The sequence below is a fragment of the Methyloterricola oryzae genome, from assembly GCF_000934725.1.
Taxonomy (GTDB): domain Bacteria; phylum Pseudomonadota; class Gammaproteobacteria; order Methylococcales; family Methylococcaceae; genus Methyloterricola; species Methyloterricola oryzae.
The window spans coordinates 446,991-464,949 of record NZ_JYNS01000002.1; the positions used below are offsets into that span (position 1 = coordinate 446,991).

12 protein-coding genes are annotated in these 17,959 nt (G+C 59.1%); 4 read left to right on the forward strand and 8 right to left on the reverse strand.

Going from position 1 to position 17,959, the window contains the following annotated elements; all coding sequences use genetic code 11:
* Nucleotides 1–106: 106 nt before the first annotated feature.
* The gene (locus EK23_RS05735; RefSeq protein WP_045224457.1) at nt 107–949 is read left to right on the forward strand and encodes a 23S rRNA (adenine(2030)-N(6))-methyltransferase RlmJ; all 843 of its coding nucleotides are present in this window, start codon (nt 107–109) and stop codon (nt 947–949) included.
* 60 nt (nt 950–1,009) lie between these two features.
* Nucleotides 1,010–1,612, forward strand: a complete 603-nt coding sequence (locus EK23_RS05740) for a DUF502 domain-containing protein (protein ID WP_052807951.1) — start codon at nt 1,010–1,012, stop codon at nt 1,610–1,612.
* 60 nt (nt 1,613–1,672) lie between these two features.
* On the opposite strand, the gene EK23_RS05745 is transcribed toward EK23_RS05740, so the two are convergent.
* Together EK23_RS05745 and EK23_RS21535 are read right to left on the reverse strand one after the other, a co-directional pair.
* Nucleotides 1,673–3,007 carry an NAD(P)/FAD-dependent oxidoreductase gene (locus EK23_RS05745; protein WP_045224322.1) on the reverse strand — a complete coding sequence of 445 codons (1,335 nt, stop codon included), beginning with the start codon at nt 3,005–3,007 and terminating at the stop codon, nt 1,673–1,675.
* A 112-nt stretch (nt 3,008–3,119) separates the two neighbouring features.
* Complete coding sequence (locus EK23_RS21535) at nt 3,120–4,706, reverse strand: CYTH and CHAD domain-containing protein (protein ID WP_158002453.1); 1,587 nt, start codon at nt 4,704–4,706, stop codon at nt 3,120–3,122.
* Nucleotides 4,707–4,855: 149 nt separating this feature from the next.
* Here EK23_RS21535 and EK23_RS05755 point away from each other — a divergent pair, with 149 nt between their 5' ends.
* Nucleotides 4,856–7,030: a RelA/SpoT family protein gene (locus EK23_RS05755; RefSeq protein WP_045224323.1), complete on the forward strand. Its 2,175-nt coding sequence runs from the start codon at nt 4,856–4,858 to the stop codon at nt 7,028–7,030.
* Nucleotides 7,031–7,185: 155 nt separating this feature from the next.
* On the opposite strand, the gene EK23_RS05760 is transcribed toward EK23_RS05755, so the two are convergent.
* Nucleotides 7,186–8,757 carry a GGDEF domain-containing protein gene (locus EK23_RS05760; RefSeq protein WP_052807953.1) on the reverse strand — a complete coding sequence of 524 codons (1,572 nt, stop codon included), beginning with the start codon at nt 8,755–8,757 and terminating at the stop codon, nt 7,186–7,188.
* A 589-nt stretch (nt 8,758–9,346) separates the two neighbouring features.
* Here EK23_RS05760 and EK23_RS05765 point away from each other — a divergent pair.
* Nucleotides 9,347–12,121, forward strand: a complete 2,775-nt coding sequence (locus tag EK23_RS05765; protein ID WP_235281919.1) for a cytochrome C — start codon at nt 9,347–9,349, stop codon at nt 12,119–12,121.
* A gap of 196 nt (nt 12,122–12,317) precedes the next feature.
* On the opposite strand, the gene EK23_RS05770 is transcribed toward EK23_RS05765, so the two are convergent.
* The 5 genes from EK23_RS05770 to EK23_RS05790 form a co-directional block, all read right to left on the reverse strand.
* A complete protein-coding gene (locus EK23_RS05770) occupies nt 12,318–13,682 on the reverse strand; it encodes a metallopeptidase TldD-related protein (RefSeq protein WP_045224325.1) in 1,365 nt (454 codons plus the stop codon).
* Nucleotides 13,679–15,151 carry a TldD/PmbA family protein gene (locus tag EK23_RS05775; protein WP_082053965.1) on the reverse strand — a complete coding sequence of 491 codons (1,473 nt, stop codon included), beginning with the start codon at nt 15,149–15,151 and terminating at the stop codon, nt 13,679–13,681. Before EK23_RS05775 ends, EK23_RS05770 begins: the two co-directional genes overlap by 4 nt.
* A gap of 118 nt (nt 15,152–15,269) precedes the next feature.
* Nucleotides 15,270–16,376 carry a non-hydrolyzing UDP-N-acetylglucosamine 2-epimerase gene (gene wecB / locus EK23_RS05780; RefSeq protein WP_045224326.1) on the reverse strand — a complete coding sequence of 369 codons (1,107 nt, stop codon included), beginning with the start codon at nt 16,374–16,376 and terminating at the stop codon, nt 15,270–15,272.
* Nucleotides 16,377–16,637: 261 nt separating this feature from the next.
* On the reverse strand, nt 16,638–17,276 hold the full coding sequence (ureG, locus tag EK23_RS05785) for an urease accessory protein UreG (protein ID WP_045224327.1): 639 nt from the start codon (nt 17,274–17,276) through the stop codon (nt 16,638–16,640).
* A 14-nt stretch (nt 17,277–17,290) separates the two neighbouring features.
* Nucleotides 17,291–17,959, reverse strand: coding sequence for an urease accessory protein UreF (locus EK23_RS05790; protein WP_235281920.1), 669 nt, complete (start codon nt 17,957–17,959; stop codon nt 17,291–17,293).

The window sequence follows — 17,959 nt, forward strand, 5'->3', positions numbered from 1 at the left end:
GAACTCCAGTCTTGATCTGACAGTGTACCGCAACCATCTAACGCCATGAGTGCTGGACTTTCTGACAACATGGGTTAGATTGATCGGCCATCCCAAGGACCTCGACATGCTCAGCTACCGCCACGCCTATCATGCCGGCAATCACGCCGACGTTCTCAAGCACGTGACTCTGACCCTGCTGTTCAAAGCGCTGCTGCTCAAAGAGAAACCCGTCTGCTATCTGGACACCCACGCCGGCGCCGGGCGCTATGCACTCGATTCGGAGAAGGCGCGCAAGAACCGGGAGTATGAAACGGGCATTGCTCGGCTTTGGCAGCGAACCGACCTGCCGGCAGGTGTTTCCGACTATGTGGAGGCGGTGCGTGCCTTCAATGTGGATGGGGTCTTACGTATCTACCCCGGCTCACCGCGGCTTGTCCGCCATTGGCTCAGGCCGGCTGACCGGATGCTGCTGTGCGAATTGCATACCAAGGAAAACGCCGTGCTGGGGGATGAGTTCAAGGGGGATCGCCAGGTGCTTGTGAAGGCAATGGACGGCTATCAGGCGCTCAAGGCCCTGCTGCCGCCCAAGGAGCGGCGCGGTTTGGTTCTGATCGATCCCGCCTTTGAACTGAAGGACGAGCGTAACCGCCTGTTGCAGGCCTTGCAGGAGGCCTGGAAGCGGTGGCCCACGGGCACTTACGCCATCTGGTATCCCATCCAGGACCTGGCCACGCTCGACTGGTTTCACCGTCAACTGAAGCGCAGCGGTATCCGTAAGATGCTCGCGGCTGAACTGCGGCTATTCTCCGAGGATTTGCCGCTGCGCATGAATGGCAGCAGCATGGTCGTGATCAATCCACCCTGGCATCTGGAAGAGCAGCTCACCGCGCTGGGCCCTTGGTTGCATGGGGCTCTGGCCTCAGGGGGGGAGGGCGGCTTTCGGTTACAATGGCTTGCAGGCGAGTGAGATCAGGCTCGCGCTAGCACTATTACAATAATTAAACCATGTAATTCGGGAGGTTAAACAATGTCAGCGGTATCGGGCGGCATGAAGGCCGTTTTCAACTATTTCCTGATCGGCACTGTGGCCATCCTGCCGATCTTCATCGTCATGCAGATCCTGTTCTGGCTGACCAATTTCACCTTGCACGCAGTGTTCAACATCAAGGAGTGGGTTGGCCATTACTGGATGGTGGCGGCGGTTTTGCTCAGCGTGTTCGCGTTGCTCGCCTACATCGGCCATGAAATCGCCAAGCTGCGTCAATCCCTGATCATTCGCATGTTCGACCTAGTGATCGGCCGTCTGCCGTTCATCAACAGCGTCTACCGGGTGACCAAGAAGGTCATCGACATGTTCCGTGGGCAGGGCGACCAGCACACGCGCGAAGTGGTTTACGTGGAATATCCCAAGGACGGCGTCTGGGTGCCGGCCTATGTCACCAACCGGCAAGGTGACCGCTACGTGCTCTACATTCCCACGTCGCCCAACCCCACCAACGGTTTTACCGTGATCCTGCACGAATCCAAGGTGGTCAAGTCCAGCTTGAACTTCGAAGAAGTCACCAGTTTTGTCATCAGTGTGGGCGCGGACTTCCCGAAAGCCCAGGAAGTGACCTCCCTGCCGCGCTAAACGCACGGTCAGCTCCCAACCGGCGGGGGGCGACCGCCCCGCCGGCACTTTTCGCTTCAATCAATGCAGCTTGATCTTGGGACGCAGGCGGCTGCGGAAGAAGTGGGAAATCACCAGCAGGGCGACTCGCACCGGGCCGAAAAGGGCGATCTGGTGCATCTTGTAAAGCGAGAGATAAACGAGGCGTGCCAGCGCCCCCTCGATCATCACGCTGCCCATGAGATTACCCATGAGGTTGCCCACCGTGCTGAATTTTCCCAGGGAAACCAGGGAACCGTAATCGGTGTAGCGGTAATTTTGCAGCGTCTGATTCTCCAGCAAGCGTTGCAGGTTCTTGCGCACCAGGCTGGCCATCTGATGCGCTGACTGAGCCCGTGGCGGCACGGTGGCATCCGGTCCCTTTTCGGGCCAGGGACAGGCGCAGCAGTCGCCTATCGCGAAAATATGGTCGTCGCGGGTGGTTTGCAGGGTCGGCTTGACCAGCAACTGGTTGATGCGGTTGGTTTCAAGCCCCCCCACGCCTTGCAGGCAGTCCGGAGCCTTGATTCCGGCGGCCCAGACTTTGAGCGCCGCGGGGATGAACTGGCCGGAAGCGGTCTTGACGCCTTGCGGGCTGACCTCCACCACGCGCTCGCCTAAGTGCAGGTGAATGCCGAGCGTCAGCAATTGCTGTCGCGTAGCTTCCGACAGCCGGTCGGGCAGTCCCGGAAGGAGACGGGTGGAAGCTTCGATCAAGTGCAGCTTGATATCACTGGGCTTGACGTTGTCCAGGCCGTAGGCATTCAGCAACCGGGTGGCCTGGTGCAACTGTGCCGAGAGTTCGATGCCGGTGGCTCCGCCGCCGACGATAGCCACGTCCAACTCCCCCTCGTTGGCGACGCCGCCGTGGGCGTGGGCTCGCATATAGGCTTCCAGCAGCCGGTTCTGGAACTGTTCGGCCTGTTCCGTGGTGTCCAGGAACATGCAATTGTCAGCGACGCCGGTGATGCCGAAGTCATTGCAGATGCTGCCGATGGCAATGACCAGGTAATCGTAGCGGTGGCTGCGCGCCGGCACAATCTCCTCGCCCTGTTCGTTGACGATGGCCGCGATGAGCACCTGCTTACGCTCGCGGTCCAGACCGGTCATGCGTCCCAGCACGAAGCGGAAATGGTTAAGCCGCGCCTGGGCCAGATAGTCCAGTTCGTCGTCATGGGAATCCAGGGTGCCGGCGGCGACCTCATGCAGCAAGGGTTTCCAGATATGGGTGCGGCTGCAGTCGATCAGGGTGATTTCGGCTTGGCCGCGCTTGCCCAGTGAATTGCCCAGACTGGTTGCCAACTCCAATCCACCGGCGCCGCCGCCTACGATCACGATCTGGGGGATAGCCGCGGCTTGGGTCGTGGTCACATTCATGCATGCCCTCTTATGGTTTTGGTTATTGTCATGGGTGGTGCCGCTGCCGCGATCGGCCTGACAGTGCCTTGAGGCGCACTCTCGAGCGCGGGGCGTTTTGCGACCTATCTCACTATTCTCGGGTTTCGCCTGGAATTTGCAAGCGGGTTCGTTGGCCAGAAAACAGCCGGCGATAGTGTGCGTGATTCTCCGCGCCGGCAAATTCCTTGAAACTGCGTTCAAAGCTCTCCCTCAGCTTGCGGCGCTGACGGTCCAGATGGCCCAGCAAGGCGCCCATGGCCAACAGCGTCTCCGCCTCGGTGGCCCGCCGAGAACGTAATTCCTGGCCGAGTGCGTATAAGGTCTGGATCTGCGCGCTCAGGTCCTGTAATTCTCCCAAGTGGTTCTGAAAGCCTTTGAGATGTTTGATCAGCGCCCTGATCCTGTCGTTTGGGTAGAGACTTTGAAAGAACTCCAGGAGATAGCGCAACTTTTTGCAGGACTTGCGCAACTCATGTAACTGCTCGTCCGGAGAATCGTCAGCGATGGCCTTGCCCTGTTTGAGCACGCGGCGGAATACCTTAAGGATACGCTCGTCCGCCACCTCGCCGATGGGACGGCGCGCATTGGCGGCGCGCGGGCGACGAGGGGGCGATGCCTGCAGCACCCTGCGCCAGGACAGCTTAAGCCGCTTGTAGCGGCCTGAGTCGAGTTGCCTGGCCAGAGCGCGGTGCGCTGCGACGCGCTTCTCTTTGATCAATTCCTTCAGGGGTTCCAAGGCCGGTTGCAGATCCGGGGGCACCTGCGCCCGGAGATCCTCGAAACCCAGAAGATACACGTCCAGATCGCGCGGCAGGCTGGTGATCTGCCCCAGCCAGGCAAAGGCGGGCACGAAGCGCGCCACGGTCCGGGGTGGCAGAACGGCTTTGACCTGGCCCAGGGCGGAACGGGTCCTGCGCACGGCGACCCGGAAATCATGCAGAAACTCCGTGTCGCGCCCGTCCAGCAAGCCGGGCTCGTTCACTTCCATGGCCTGCAGCAAGCGCAGCAGGATGGCGCGGGTGGCCGAATCGGCGCGCTGAGCGGGGTCGAGGGCCAGAACAGGGGAGGGGGTAGGATTCTCGGGCCTGCGCGCCTCGGCGCTCAGGGCATGCAGGATGAGTGGCTCAGCGGCGGTATCGATGGCGTAGCGCTGAGCCAGGGTCGCCATGAGCAAGGCCGCTGGACCGCCCGCTTCCATCCGTCCTTCCAGCAGCAACCAGTCGCCCAGCGGGTGACCAGGTGTGTCGATTTTGGAGGCCAATCGGCAGTGCAACAGGCTGAGCCGTGTCTGCCCGTCCTCACTGACGCGGAGCGCGCCTGTGGCAATCAAGCTCAATTGTTCGCCTAGTGAACGCATCTCTGCCACTGGATCAAGCAACTCCCGCAGGTCTTGATCGGCAAGATCCCAGACAAAGTAAGGCGGCTCCCGCACCTCGCCTTGCCACGCCAGTACCTTGCCATCGGCAAGGCGGCGCAACACGAGGCGGGGGTCTTCCGAACCGGTGTATCCCGCAAGACAGAGTCCTGCGCGGAAGAGTCGCCAGTCGAAGGTATCGTGAAAACTGCATTTCAGGTCCAGAACGCGAGAGCGAGGCAATTGCGCTTCCAGACTCTCGGAAAGCTGGTTCAGGGGCACGCGGGGAGGAATCGGCAGTTCGATAATTTCAGACTTGCTCATGGCTTGCATGCGGTCCCGTCGCCTGACTGTTCAAGGATTCTGCCATAATTCGGGTATGCTCGCCTGGCATTTTGGTGCCGCAGCACCGGCTCGGCTTGGCCTCATCCCTGCATTGAATTTCCATCGCCACGGCCTCATATTGATTTGCGATGAAGCATTCACTCTATCAATTCGATCTCTCCTCCCATTCCCACGAGCACTTGCTGGAGAAGCTGTGCGCCGGCTTTCCTCAGAGCGAAACTCAGCGCCTCACGGAAGCCCTGAACTGCGCGGTACATGCCCGCGATCACGACCTGATCAAGCGTCCGCGCGGCATCGACGTGGCTCACATTCTGCTTGGTCTGCGCGTCGACGCGCAGACCCTGGAAGCCGCTCTGCTGAGCGATCCCTGGCTGAGGGACAACTTGGATGAACGGGAAATAGGCGTCCGCTTCGGCGCAGAAGTGGCCAACCTGGTGCAGAAGGTCAACTGGCTCAATACCTTCAACGAGTACTCCGAGACCGAGATTCGCGAACCGGAGCAAGCGGAACTGCTGCGCCGCATGCTGCTGGCTGTGGTGAACGATGTGCGCGCGGTGCTCATCAAGCTGGCTTATCGGCTGCAACGCCTGCGCATGCTCAAGAATCAAGAGGACGCGGTACGCTACAAGATTGCCCGCGAGACCATGGATATCTTCGCGCCCCTGGCCAATCGCCTGGGTTTGGGGCAGTTGAAATGGGAGCTTGAGGACTTGGCGTTTCGTTATCTTGAGCCTGACGAGTACCGCAGCCTCGCCAAATCCCTCGCCACAAATCGCGCAGAGCGCGAGAACTACGTGCAAGGTTTCATTGAGTTGCTGGAAAAGGAACTTAAGGACAACGAAATCGCAGCCAAAGTCTATGGCCGACCAAAGCACATTTACAGCATCTGGGGAAAGATGCAGCGCAAGCATGTGGCTTTGGACGACCTTTACGATTTGCTGGCGGTGCGCGTCATGGTGGACAAGCCCGCCACCTGCTATGCCGTGCTTGGACTGGTGCACGGGCGGTGGCTGCATATTCCGAAGGAGTTCGACGACTATATCGCCAACCCCAAGGACAACGGCTACCAGTCCCTCCATACGGTGGTGATAGGGCCTGAAGGTCGACCGGTGGAGATCCAGATACGAACCCAGGAAATGCACGCCTTTGCCGAATACGGCGTGGCGGCCCATTGGCGCTACAAGGAGGGCGGGCGCCAGGACGACGCACTGGACCGCAGCATCAATTCGCTGCGGCGCCTCTTGGAGAGCAAGGAGGACGACCGGGGTTTGCTGGAGGATTTCCGCGCAGAGCTGTTCGCTGACCAGATCTTCGTGCTGACGCCCAAGGGACAGGTGATACGTCTGCGCAAGGGCGCCACGCCGGTGGATTTCGCCTATGCCATCCATTCCGAGGTGGGTCACCGTTGCCGCGGCGCGAAGGTCAACGGACACATTGTGCCGCTCACCTACACCCTGAAGTCCGGCGAGAAGGTGGAGGTCCTCACCGCCAAGCAGGGGGGGCCCAGTCTCGGCTGGCTTGATCCGCACATGGGTTACGTGCGGACACCCAACGCCCGAGGCAAGATCCGTCAGTGGTTCAAACAGCAGGATCACGAGAGGCATCTGCGCGCCGGTCGCGCCATTCTTGAGCGCGAGCGGCAGAAGCTTGGAATTCCCGCCCTAAAAGACGCGGATCTCGAGGAGCTGAGGCGGCATTTCCATTTGCCGCGCGTGGACGACCTGCTGCTGGCTATCGGCCGCGCCGACATCAGCCTGGCGCAACTGGCCAACACCCTGAAGGTTCCGGGAGTTCACTCAGCGCCCGCGCCCACGGTCAGCGTGCGCAAGGTGCCGACGGAACTCGCCGACACGGGGCAGGTAACGGTCCAGGGTATCCGCAATCTGCTGATGCACTTTGCCCGTTGCTGTGATCCGACCCCTGGTACTCCCATCATCGGTTATGTCACCCAGGGGCACGGAGTGGCAATTCATCGCCAGGACTGCTCCAAGATCCTGCAGTTGCCGAGTCATAAACAACTGCGGCTGATCGACGTGGCCTGGGGATCCGATCAGGCGGCGTTTCCCGTCGAAATCGAGGTTCGCGCCATCGACCGCAAAGGCTTGCTCAAGGACGTGACCCACATTCTGGCGCAGGAGCACATCAATATCCTGAGGACCAATACCGTGACCAATGAGCGCAATCAGGGCGTGGTGATGGACATCACGATCGAGATCAGGGATCTGGGACAACTCAGCCTGGCATTGGACAAGATCTGCGACGTGCACAATGTGCTTGGCGCGCGGCGCAAGGGCTCGGCCTGATACCTGAATTCCCGGCAGCAGCTTGCCCATTTCAGGGTGCAGCAGTTTCCACCGGTCTGGGGGTTTCCAAGCCCTGCGCCACCATGATGTAAGTGCACACTGAGTAGCGCTATTCTCCCGACTGCCCATGACGGACAGACTCGGGGCGCCAAACCTCAGACATGCAGGGGGGCCAGTTCGCAGCGGTTGCGCCCCTTGCGCTTGGCCTGATAGAGCGCCTGGTCGGCTCGTTCGAACACATCCAGATAGGTATCCTGCCCCTTGAACTGGGTGATGCCGCAAGACACGGTGATTTCCACAGGCTTGCCCATGGTCGTGAACTCGCAGGTTTCCACCCGCTTGCGGATTTCCTGAGCGACGCTGAGCGCGTCGGCTTCGTCCGAACCCACCAGTAGCATGACGAATTCCTCGCCCCCGTAACGTGCCACGAAATCCGTCGCACGCACCGAACTGATTAGCAGGCGGCCAATGAAACTCAGGGCCTTGTCGCCAGAACTATGCCCGAAACGGTCGTTGATCTTCTTGAAGTGGTCGATGTCCCAGATGAGCAGTGTGACCGGCTGGCGAAATCGCCGCCAGCGTTTTTCCTCCAGTTCGATGCGCTGCATATAGGCCGCCCGATTTGGCAGACCGGTCAAGGGATCGGTAAGGGCAAGGTCGTAGGCATGGCTGAGCTTGTTGCGCAGATCGTCCGCTTCCTGTTCGAGCGTTTTCAGGCGCTGGGTGACCTCCTGCAACTGCTGCTGGTTCTCGCTGAAACGGTTCTCCTCAGTGATGATATGCGCGTCCAGCTGATGGGCCACCAGATCCAGCCGGGTTTCCACGATCTCCTTCAGTTTATGCAGATCACCCGCTTCGCGCGCGGCTGAGCGCAGGTCTCCCAATTCGTCACCGAGGGAAGCGTTGTGCTCGCGACGGCTTTCCATCGCCTGGCGGTCCATGTTGTCCAGTTCGAGCGTCTTGTCTTCCAACTCCCCCAGCTTGTTGCTCAGAGCCACCAGAAACTCGTGCAAGGCATGGTGCTCCTTGCCCATCTCCTCGCTTGCCGCGGTGATCAGTGCGGCAGAGGCATCCATGAGTGCGGGTAGACCTTCATCGCCTTGCTTTACTCTTTCAATCAGCTGCGCGCGCTTTTTCTCCAGGGTGGCTGGCAATTTCAAGGACTTCAGTAGACCGTGCAAGGGCTGGCGCAGCGATTCCTCGTCGCCCGCCGAGGCCCGTGATGTGCCGCCGAGTATGCGGCCAAACAGTCCCTTGCCAGCCTCCGGCGGCTGCTCGCGAATCAGCCGTGCCGCGGCAGCAAACAATTGCTCTTCGCTCACGAATGCGTCCGACTCGATGCGCTCCCGCAAGGCCCCAACTGCCTTGGTGTCGCCTAATCCCAACTGGGAAGACTGAAGAAAGCGCAGCAATCCCTCTGCATGGGAATGAACGGCTTCGGATTGGTCGCAATCAGGAATGCGCACTAACGCATCCATCAGGGCTTCCAGCTCACGCCGAAGTTCATCGGTCTTGAGCTCCTTGCGCATCACATCGCGGATGGCCTGCAAATAAGGACTGAGGGCGGGGTCCAGACCACTGGCCGCGAATGTCAGGCGAACTACCGCGCGGGTGAGTAGCTGCTCTTTTTCCTCCTGCTCCAGTTGATGCGCTTCACCCTGCTTGAGCAAGCGCAAGTACTTGTCTTGCCAGTAGGATTGCGGGTCTTCACTGGTCGAAACCATCATCGAATGGCTCAAATCGGAAAATGAGGGAGGCGCTAGATAGACGCTTGTTCCCGTCAAATATAGATGAGGATGAAATCAACATGGGTACGTCGTGGAGAGACGACGATAGATAAATGACGGCAATTCATACTCATGGCGCTTTTCCAGCCAATGAATATCAGAAACTTATAATATTCTGTCGTTCTGAGACAACGACTGAATACGCGAATCCCTTGGGTTCCGCTGAATTTCCTACGCGCGAGTGAGTTCGCGTGTTTTGAAACAAGTCCAGTAATTTCATCTATCCGGCTGAAAAATAAATCCAAAATAATTGAATGGAAGGCTAACACATCGACCACTAAGGCAGTTGCCTATTTAGTGTGTGCGCTATCAGGGCCTGGGCATACAATATGCTCAGAATATTAGACTATTCGAATATTTGTCTGCTTCACGTTCGGATGGCGCGGTAGCTCTTAGGCTGTCTCGGGGTCACGGCGGTTGGACAGTGAATGCTGCCAAATGCGACGGCGTCCGTTGCGCTTGCCCTCTCTGGTGACCAAATGACGCCTACGTTTTTATTTCCTGTTCGCAGGTCAGGGGAGATCTTCCAATGCATAACAAGACAAGAATGACAGTTCGGTCGGTGCAATCAGCACAGGCGGACAACGCGCTGGAGTGGGCAATTAAATTTTTGCTAAGTGGACTGCTTGGCAAATTCGGCACGCTTCCGAGCCGGATCCTCAAAGCGGGGGTGATTACTTCGTTCGTTGCGATGAGCTTGCTGAGCAGCAGCGCCTATGCGGCTATAGCGATTGCAAGCGCCACGTGGTCCGAGGGAGCACTGACGGTGAGAGGATCCAGTTCCGCGCGCGCGAGCATTTCAATTTCAAATGCAGCCACAAATCAGGCAATCGGCCAGACCTCTGCCAGCCGTAATGGGAGTTGGAGTTTCCGGACGAGCTTGGCCCAAAGGGCAGTTCCTTGTTCCATAAGAGCCACATCCTCTGCACCCGCCGATGGCAGCATGGCGATCGCTGTCAGCAATGCGCCGAGTAATTGTGTCGGCACGGGTCCGACACCAACACCAACACCAACGCCGACCCCGAGTCCGACGCCAAGTCCCACGCCTTCGGCTGTACCGAATGCGTCGATTAACTCCACGAGCACGGACATCTTGGCCTCGGTCCTGAATACAGTGCCGCAGGCGCCGTCGACTCCTGTGGGGACGAAAGGAAGCTATGGCATTCTGGCAGTCAATGATCTGGGTATGCACTGTGTGGACAATGACACCCGGGTCGTCAATATACTGCCGCCATTCCAGGTCCTGCTCGGTCAGGTTGTGCAGAAAGGCGGACGTCCAAGCCTGAATCCCACTGGGATCGATCTATTTTATTCGGCAGCCGCCAATCCCAGAGACCCGAGTCTCGGACAGAATTTGCTGCATGGAAAACGTAGCGACGGCACCACGTTCAAGACCAACTTCTGGTGGAACGTGCAGCAGGGCGGGTATGACGCTTTCTATCCAGCCGGAGTGACCCTGAGCACGTCTGGATTGATGGCGGTGGACAAAGGACTTCCGGTTCCCAATACGGAGAAGTTCTATCTGGAAACGCCAGGCACCCTTGATATTAGCCAGCAGCTGATGCCTGGCATTCTCTCACCCTATTTGGCCAACGATGCTCAAAAGCTGAATGAGCGCTATACCAACAAGCCGTTCTTCATCAACTTCCCATTCGGATACGTCGCCGATCACGTCAATTGGTATGAAGCCGCCGGCATACCCATGGCGCCATTCGATGACTTCGGCCGGCAAAACCCATACCCCTTGGTGAAGGTTCAGGCCAAGCAGGGCAGCAACACACTGGCTAGCGTCGATGCCGTACTGCCGGTTTCGGCGGAATCCAGCTGCATCAATTGCCACGGTTCGACTCAGGACGTAGCGGCATCAGCGCCAACTCGCCGTTCCACGGTTCCCATTGAAGCGCTCGCCGCGGCGAATCTGCCAGTGGCCAGCAGTGCCAATGACCCTGATCAAAGCCTCCCCAGCAGCGTAAGTATCGAGTACGGAACGGATATCAACATCTTGCGCCTGCATGACCTGAAGCATGGCAGCAGGTATGTGGACCCGGCCGGCATCAGCAAGCCGTGCGTGATTGATGGCGCCAAGCCCAACGGTGATGCCAACTGTCTCACCTATCAAGCCTACGGTGTCGCTGAGTCTGACAGAAAGCCTGTGGTGTGTCAGAGCTGCCATTACACGCCGGCATTGGACCTGCTTCAGGTCGGCCCCAAGAATGAAAATGGCCGTAATCAGTTGGCACACAAGAGCAATTCCAATGTCATGCACAGCCATCACGGCGGGTTGACGGAAGGTGGAAAGCCCTTGTTTACGGCGATTCCGCGCGCGCTCCAAGCTGCCGATGGCTCCATCAGCAACCAGGCTGAGCGCCTACAGGCCTTGGAACAAAACTGCTATCAGTGCCACCCGGGCAAGGACACCAAGTGTCTGCGAGGGGCCATGTTCAACGGTGGAGTGCTCTGCAGTGACTGCCATGGCGATATGAAGCAGATTGGCAATGACTTCACCCGCGAGGTTTCGGTCGATAAGCCCATGCCAGGGGCTCTGGCGAATACGCTAAAGAGTGATTTCTACACGAATCCCGAAACACCGCGCGTTCCTTGGGCCAACGAGCCGGGTTGCGGTTCCTGTCACACAGGTGACGCCACCCAGAGCCTTGCAGGTGAGGCCGGTTCCTTGGTGAACATCAAGGATCATAATGGTGTCGTTGACAATATCCGCCTGCGCCAGGCCTTCCTGACGGGCGACGCCAAGGCGACCCCCATCGTGCCTTCTAACAAGCGCTTTGCCGAACCTCTGATTCCGGGCACGTCGCAGACAGGTAAGCCCAATGCGGGCGCTGACAATCCGCAGCTCTACCGTGTCAGCACCGGGCACGGCGGAGTGATGTGCGAAGGCTGCCACGGGCCTACCCATGCCGAATGGCCAGTTGCCAACAACGACGCCAACGATAACCAGACGGCTATTCAGCTTCAGGGTCATGTGGGCTTCATCAGTGAATGCTCGACGTGTCATACGAGCGGTTCACCGGCGGCCGACACTCAGAATGGACCTCATGGCATGCATGTGGTCAATGACAGCCGCTTCTGGTCTGAGGCGCACAAGGATTTGGCGGAGCGGGAGAACAGCCAGCCAGGCGGGGGAACCTGTGCCGCCTGTCATGGAAGTGACCATAGGGGTACCGTGCTTTCACGCGTCCCGGTGGACCGAACATTCCGTGTGGAAGGCCGCGATCGTGTCGTCAAGGCTGGACAGCCCGTCGCATGCGACCTGTGTCATAGCCTTGACAAGAGTTTTGACAACTAGCTCAAACTCTTGAGTATGTAAAAACGCTCTCCCGGATTAAGCCTCCGGGGGAGCGTTTTTTTGTGGAGCATCGGATGGGAGGGAAACCAGCCCAAAGGACGGCGGTGAAGGCGACTGTCAAAACCAGCAGGTCGGACTTCGCATAATGTATATTATGTAAATTCTAAGGTCTCGTAATGTTCTGCGTGGCAAGGTACTACAGAGTAAAACGACATGCCGAAACCAATGCTCCTGGCGCCCGGTTGCCGCCCAAGGCCCTCCGGTGGTAGGTATCAACAGACCGGCGCACATGGCTTTCGGCCGTGAGGGATTCCAGGTTGGTCCCGAACAGGCGGTACAGGGAGTCGTCGAAACGCAGGTCGCGAATGGGAGCCACGATCTCGCCATCCACTACCCAGAAGCAGGCATAGCGCGTCATGCCGGTGATGCGCGCTGTCTGCACATCGCTCCAGTTGAGGTAATGCAGGTTGCCGATGAAAAGCCCCGTTCCAAGGCGATTTAGAGCCTCGGCTTCGGGCAGATCGCCCGTTTCCAGTTCTGCTGAACGCAGATGTTCGCCAAACCAGCCGCCGGGTTCGGCAAAATTGCACGCCGCGCCATATTCTTTCGCAGTGCGCGAGCTGACCAGCAGTTCCCTCAATTTCCCGGCCTCGATGACCGTCAACTTCATCGGCGGCAGTTCGCCGAGACTGTTGAAACGCGGCAGCAAAGCGAGCCGGAAGTTTTCCCGGAGGGTGAAATGCGGTGACAATGTGTCTTTCCCTTCAACCAGGCCTCTCAGCGCGCAACCGCCCTCCTTCCATGCCTTGTAGCTCAAGGCGCCCCACGAGAACATATCGAGCAGATCCGAGACAGCGGCGGGCGAAAAGTAAACGCGATAGTCTCCCGGGGCAAGCGCATGGGTGGGGCGTTCCAGTGATTGCAGTCGTTCCTTGTCTGCATCGATACCGCTTAAGACCTGCTCCTGATTCCACTCAACCGCAGAGACACTGTTCTTGACGGCTTTGTCTTCGCCCGAATCATTGCGCGTGAACAGCGAATAATCCAGAAAGAAGGATTCACTGGAAAACCAATGATCCATTCCAGAAGAATTGCAGACGGCCCTGAATTGTGGGCCCGATGCGAAAAGCCCGGTGAACCCAGTGCCCCCACTGTATCGGGCGACAAATTCGGCGACGCTCTCAGGGTCCGGCAGGCGTCCTAGGTGGACTTCCTCGCTGGTTCCGTGATCTTGCATTGACACCACATATGGGTCTTCCGGCAGCACCTGGGATTCTTTCCTTGCCCGTCGCAGCAGGCTGTCTAGGATGGCTGAATCCTGGTCAAGATGTCCGGTGAGGTCGAAGGCAAAGCTCAGCTTACGGGAGCACGCTTGAAAATTCACAGAAAGGTTGGCTTGCCGAACGCCGGTTGCCTGACGGACCCTCGCGTCGTTGAATCGCAGGTACGTTTGATCTTCGCCTATCAGCTGCAGGTTCAGGTCTTCCCCTGACTTCAATTCAGCAAATCCAGCATCCGCCAATTGCCGGAAATAAGGGCGAATCTGCTCGGCGAAGCTCACTGACTACCACCAAATACGTCGACTTTCCTGAACAGGCACGGCGGAGCGGCATGGCCGACCCGTATGATCTGACTCGGTTCACCCTTACCGCAAAAGCGCGAACCGTAGACTTCCCAGGTATCGTGGTTTCCTACTGCGGCCAATGAATTCCAGAATGGCACGGTCATTCCGCGGTAATTCGGATTTTTCAAAACCCGGGTCAGACGCCCATGTTCGATCATACGCGCGTACTCGCAGCCGAACTGGAACTTGTTGCGGTAGTCATCGATGGACCAGGATATATTGGCCTGCATGTAGACCCCTTTTTCAATGCTTGAAATCATGTCCTCCAGGCTGCTGCCGCCCGCCTCCACATTGATGTTGGCCATCCGGTCGATCGGGGCGCGGTTCCAGCTTGAGGCGCGGAAGCTGGCGACGCCTGGTAAGCGAAGCCGTGCCTGGCTTTCGAGGCTGCCGAGCCCTCGCAACAGGACTCCATCCTTGATGAGATATTCCCGTTTCGCAGGATTGCCGCAGTCGTCGAAGGCATAGGAGGCAAATTCTCCTTCGACGGTCGGATCAAAGGTAACATTGAGCAGAGGCGAGCCGTAGCGTAGCTTGCCAAAATCCTCAGGCTTGACGAAGCTCCAGCCGGCGTAGTTGCGCTCGTCGCCCAGAATGCGATCCAACTCCAGCGGATGGCCTATGGACTCATGAATCTGCAGCAACATCTGGTCCGGCGCCAGAATCAGGTCAAGATTCTCATTGGGGCAGTTCTCCGCGTCCAGGAGTTCAACCGCCTCCCGCCCTACCCGTTCACACTCCGAATGAATGGCGGAAAAGTCAAAAAACTCCAAACCGGCCTGCCGGCACCGTGCGACGGGGCCATTCATGGAGCGTTGTTGGATTTCGCTTCCATTTTGCGCCGTTGCGGAAAAATGCTGTGCAACCAGCAACCACTGCTGGTCGATGTCAGTCCCGCTGCTCGTCACATAGCGCGAAGTACATTCCACCAGGGTTGCATCGGCAGAGGTGCTAACGATCTGATCGGAGACCTTTAGGATTCGACAGGCTCGCACCAGCTGATCGGTCAATTCGGCCAGGGACAGGCTGTCCAGCCCCAGCCGTCTCGGACTGATATACCGCCCCCGGCTGGCGGGCCGTTCCTGCCAGGAGACGCGGAACTGACAGTGCTTGGCGCAGAGCCGCGCCAACCGCACGGCGCGCTGGACGGCTTCGATCATCCCCTGGCGCGAAAGATCGCTGGTTGCCGCGTACCCGATGGCCCCTTCCACCATTGCTTCCAACATCACGCCGCGTTCCAAGCCAACAGAATTATTCTCGGGTCTGGCATTACGGACAGTGCGGCGGTGAGTCAGCTCCTCAACGAATCGCAGCCCGACCCAATCCGCTTCCCCCTGAACAAGCTTCAGCGCGGTGTAGGCGTCGAAATCCGAACACTGAGGGCGAAACTGGAGTGTGGTGGTCACGGCGCTAAGCCTACAAATTGAGTCAATCCGGCGAACTGAATGGTAAAGTGGGTTGTGGGCTGCGCGGGTTCGCGCTTTCAGTCAGTAACACTCATTCTTTTACCGAATCCGTCGGAATTCAGCAATCACCCAGCTTCTCGCCGAGGATGCCGACGATGCGCTGCGCCGCGCGTCCGTCCCAGAGTTCCGGCCTGCGGCCGGTCTTCCCATGGCCCTGCAGTATTTTCACCGTTTCATCCAGGATGCGTCCGGGGTCGGTTCCGACCAGGGTATTGGTCCCCTCCTCCACCGTGATCGGCCGCTCCGTATTCTCGCGCAAGGTCAGGCACGGCACGCCCAGCGCCGTGGTTTCCTCCTGTATCCCCCCGCTATCGGTCAGCACGAACCGTGCGTCCCTAAAAAGATCCAGAAAACCCAAATAGCCGAGTGGCTTGATCATTTCGACGGTAGTTGGCAGGCGGATTCCGTGGCGTTCCAGGCTGGCGTGCGTCCTTGGGTGTATGGGAAAGATCAGCGGCAGGTGCCGGGAGACGTCGGCCAGGGCCGCGGCCAGGCGTGACAAGGTTCCGGCATCATCGACGTTGGAGGGACGATGCAGGGTAACGACGCCATAGCGGGGAAAGCGCCGTTTGAGTTCAGCGCTTTCGGCGGCCAGGACGGGCTCGCTTTGCAGACGTTCCAGCTGGTGGAACAGGTTGTCGACCATCACGTGACCGACGAAAAATATGTTCTCCGCCGCCTTGCCTTCCGCGCGCAGATTTTCGACGCCGCTGCGCTCGGTCACGAAAAACAAGTCGCTGATGGCGTCGGTCACCATGCGGTTGATTTCCTCGGGCATGGCGAGATCCCGGCTGCGTAGGCCGGCCTCCACGTGCGCCAGAAGGACGTTCTGCTTCTTGGCGACGATGGCGCAGGCCAGCGTGGAATTGATGTCGCCGACCACGATCACCAGATCCGGGCCCTCGCTTTCGCAAACCTTTTCGAATCGCAGCATGATCTTGCCGGTCTGCTCGGCGTGGGAACCACTCCCCACCTCCAGGTAATGATCGGGCCGGGGAATCTCCAACTCTTCGAAGAACACCTCGGACATGTCCTTGTCATAGTGCTGCCCCGTGTGCACGAGGCGGAACTGGAACCTATCCGGGTGATTCCGAAGTTCCCGGATGACCGGGGCGATCTTCATGAAGTTGGGCCGAGCGCCGGCCACCAGAAGGATCTTTTTCATCTACGCATGCGTGGGCGTGGTCCGGACTCGATGCAGTGGGCGGTTGCGGTGCTTTGCAGATAGCCCGGTGAATTCCGGGCTGGACCCTAATCCTAGCCCGGATTGAGGCCTGCCGCGAATTGTCGATGCAAGCCGCACGTGTCATTGCGCGGCGAAGACGCGGATGCCTTCGTTATAGCGGGTAGCGGAGAAAGGAGCGCCCAGGCAGAGCATGGGCGCGAGAACAGCTTGGAAAGAAGAATGCGCTGTGCTTTCGCTGTATCAGGCTGAGGCGCGCGCGGCTTCCGGTTTGAGCATGCCGGCTACCTCGATGAAACTCGTAATCTCGGCGAGGCCCTGGCCGGTCTTCAGATTGGAGAAGATGAAAGGGCGCTCGCCGCGCATCTTGCGCGCGTCGCGGTCCATCACATCCAGGGAAGCACCCACATGGGGCGCCAGATCGATTTTGTTGATGACCAGGAGGTCCGAGCGGGTGATGCCGGGGCCGCCTTTGCGCGGGATCTTGTCGCCGGCGGACACATCGATGACGTAGATGGTCAAATCCGCCAGTTCCGGGCTGAAGGTGGCGCTGAGGTTGTCGCCGCCGCTTTCTACCAGCACGAAATCCAGGTCCGTGAAGCGCTCGCACAGGTCTTCCACCGCCGCCAAATTCATGGAGGCGTCCTCGCGGATGGCGGTGTGCGGGCAACCGCCGGTCTCCACGCCCAGGATGCGTTCTTCCTCCAGGGCCTGGCTGCGGATGAGGAACTGCTGGTCTTCCTTGGTGTAGATGTCGTTGGTGACCACGGCGATCTGGTAGGTCTCGCGCATGCATTTGCACAGCGCGTCCACTAGCGCGGTCTTGCCCGAACCCACGGGGCCGCCGACCCCTACCCTAAGCACATTGCGACGCGAACTCATGATTCGTTTTCACCTCAGGATCGAAACAACCGGGAATACTGGACTTCGTGGCGGCTGCTGAGCAAGGCCAAGGCTGGGGAGGAAGCGCCAAGATCATCATCATCCAGCGTCAGCGCCAAGTCCGCGGCGGCCGGAATGAGTCCACTCAGATTCGCCAGCACCCGCTGTCCGCTGGCCTGTCCTAGGGGCACCAGCTTGATGGCGCACAGCACCTGATTTTCCAGCCAGCCCCAGGCGTAGCCCCCGAGCAGATCCGGTTTGGCGATGTTCCAGGCAACGCCCGCCAGGGCAAACAGTGCGGCGAGGGTCGCACCGGGGTGACGCAGCCATGGCCTGGCTTCATCGAGCCCCAAGCCTGTCAGTACGCGAGCGAGGGCCTGGCCGGTAAGCTGGTCCTCCTGGCGCAGTTCCGAAGTCTCGCGAAAGGCCAGCAGCATCTGGCTCCAACGCAGGGCTTCCTCAGGATCCTGCGCGGCAAAGGCATCATAAAGTCTTGCCAGCATAGGCAGGTCGGTGTGGGCAATCGCGCCCTGCAAGAGGCCCGCGAGCCAGGTCCTCACCGCCGTCTCATCGCGCAGATAGCCATCCTCCACGGCCATTTCCAGGCCTTGGGAGTAACTGTACATGCCGATGGGCAGGGCCGGACTGGCCAGTTGCATGAGGCGGAGCAGGGCCAGGTCCAC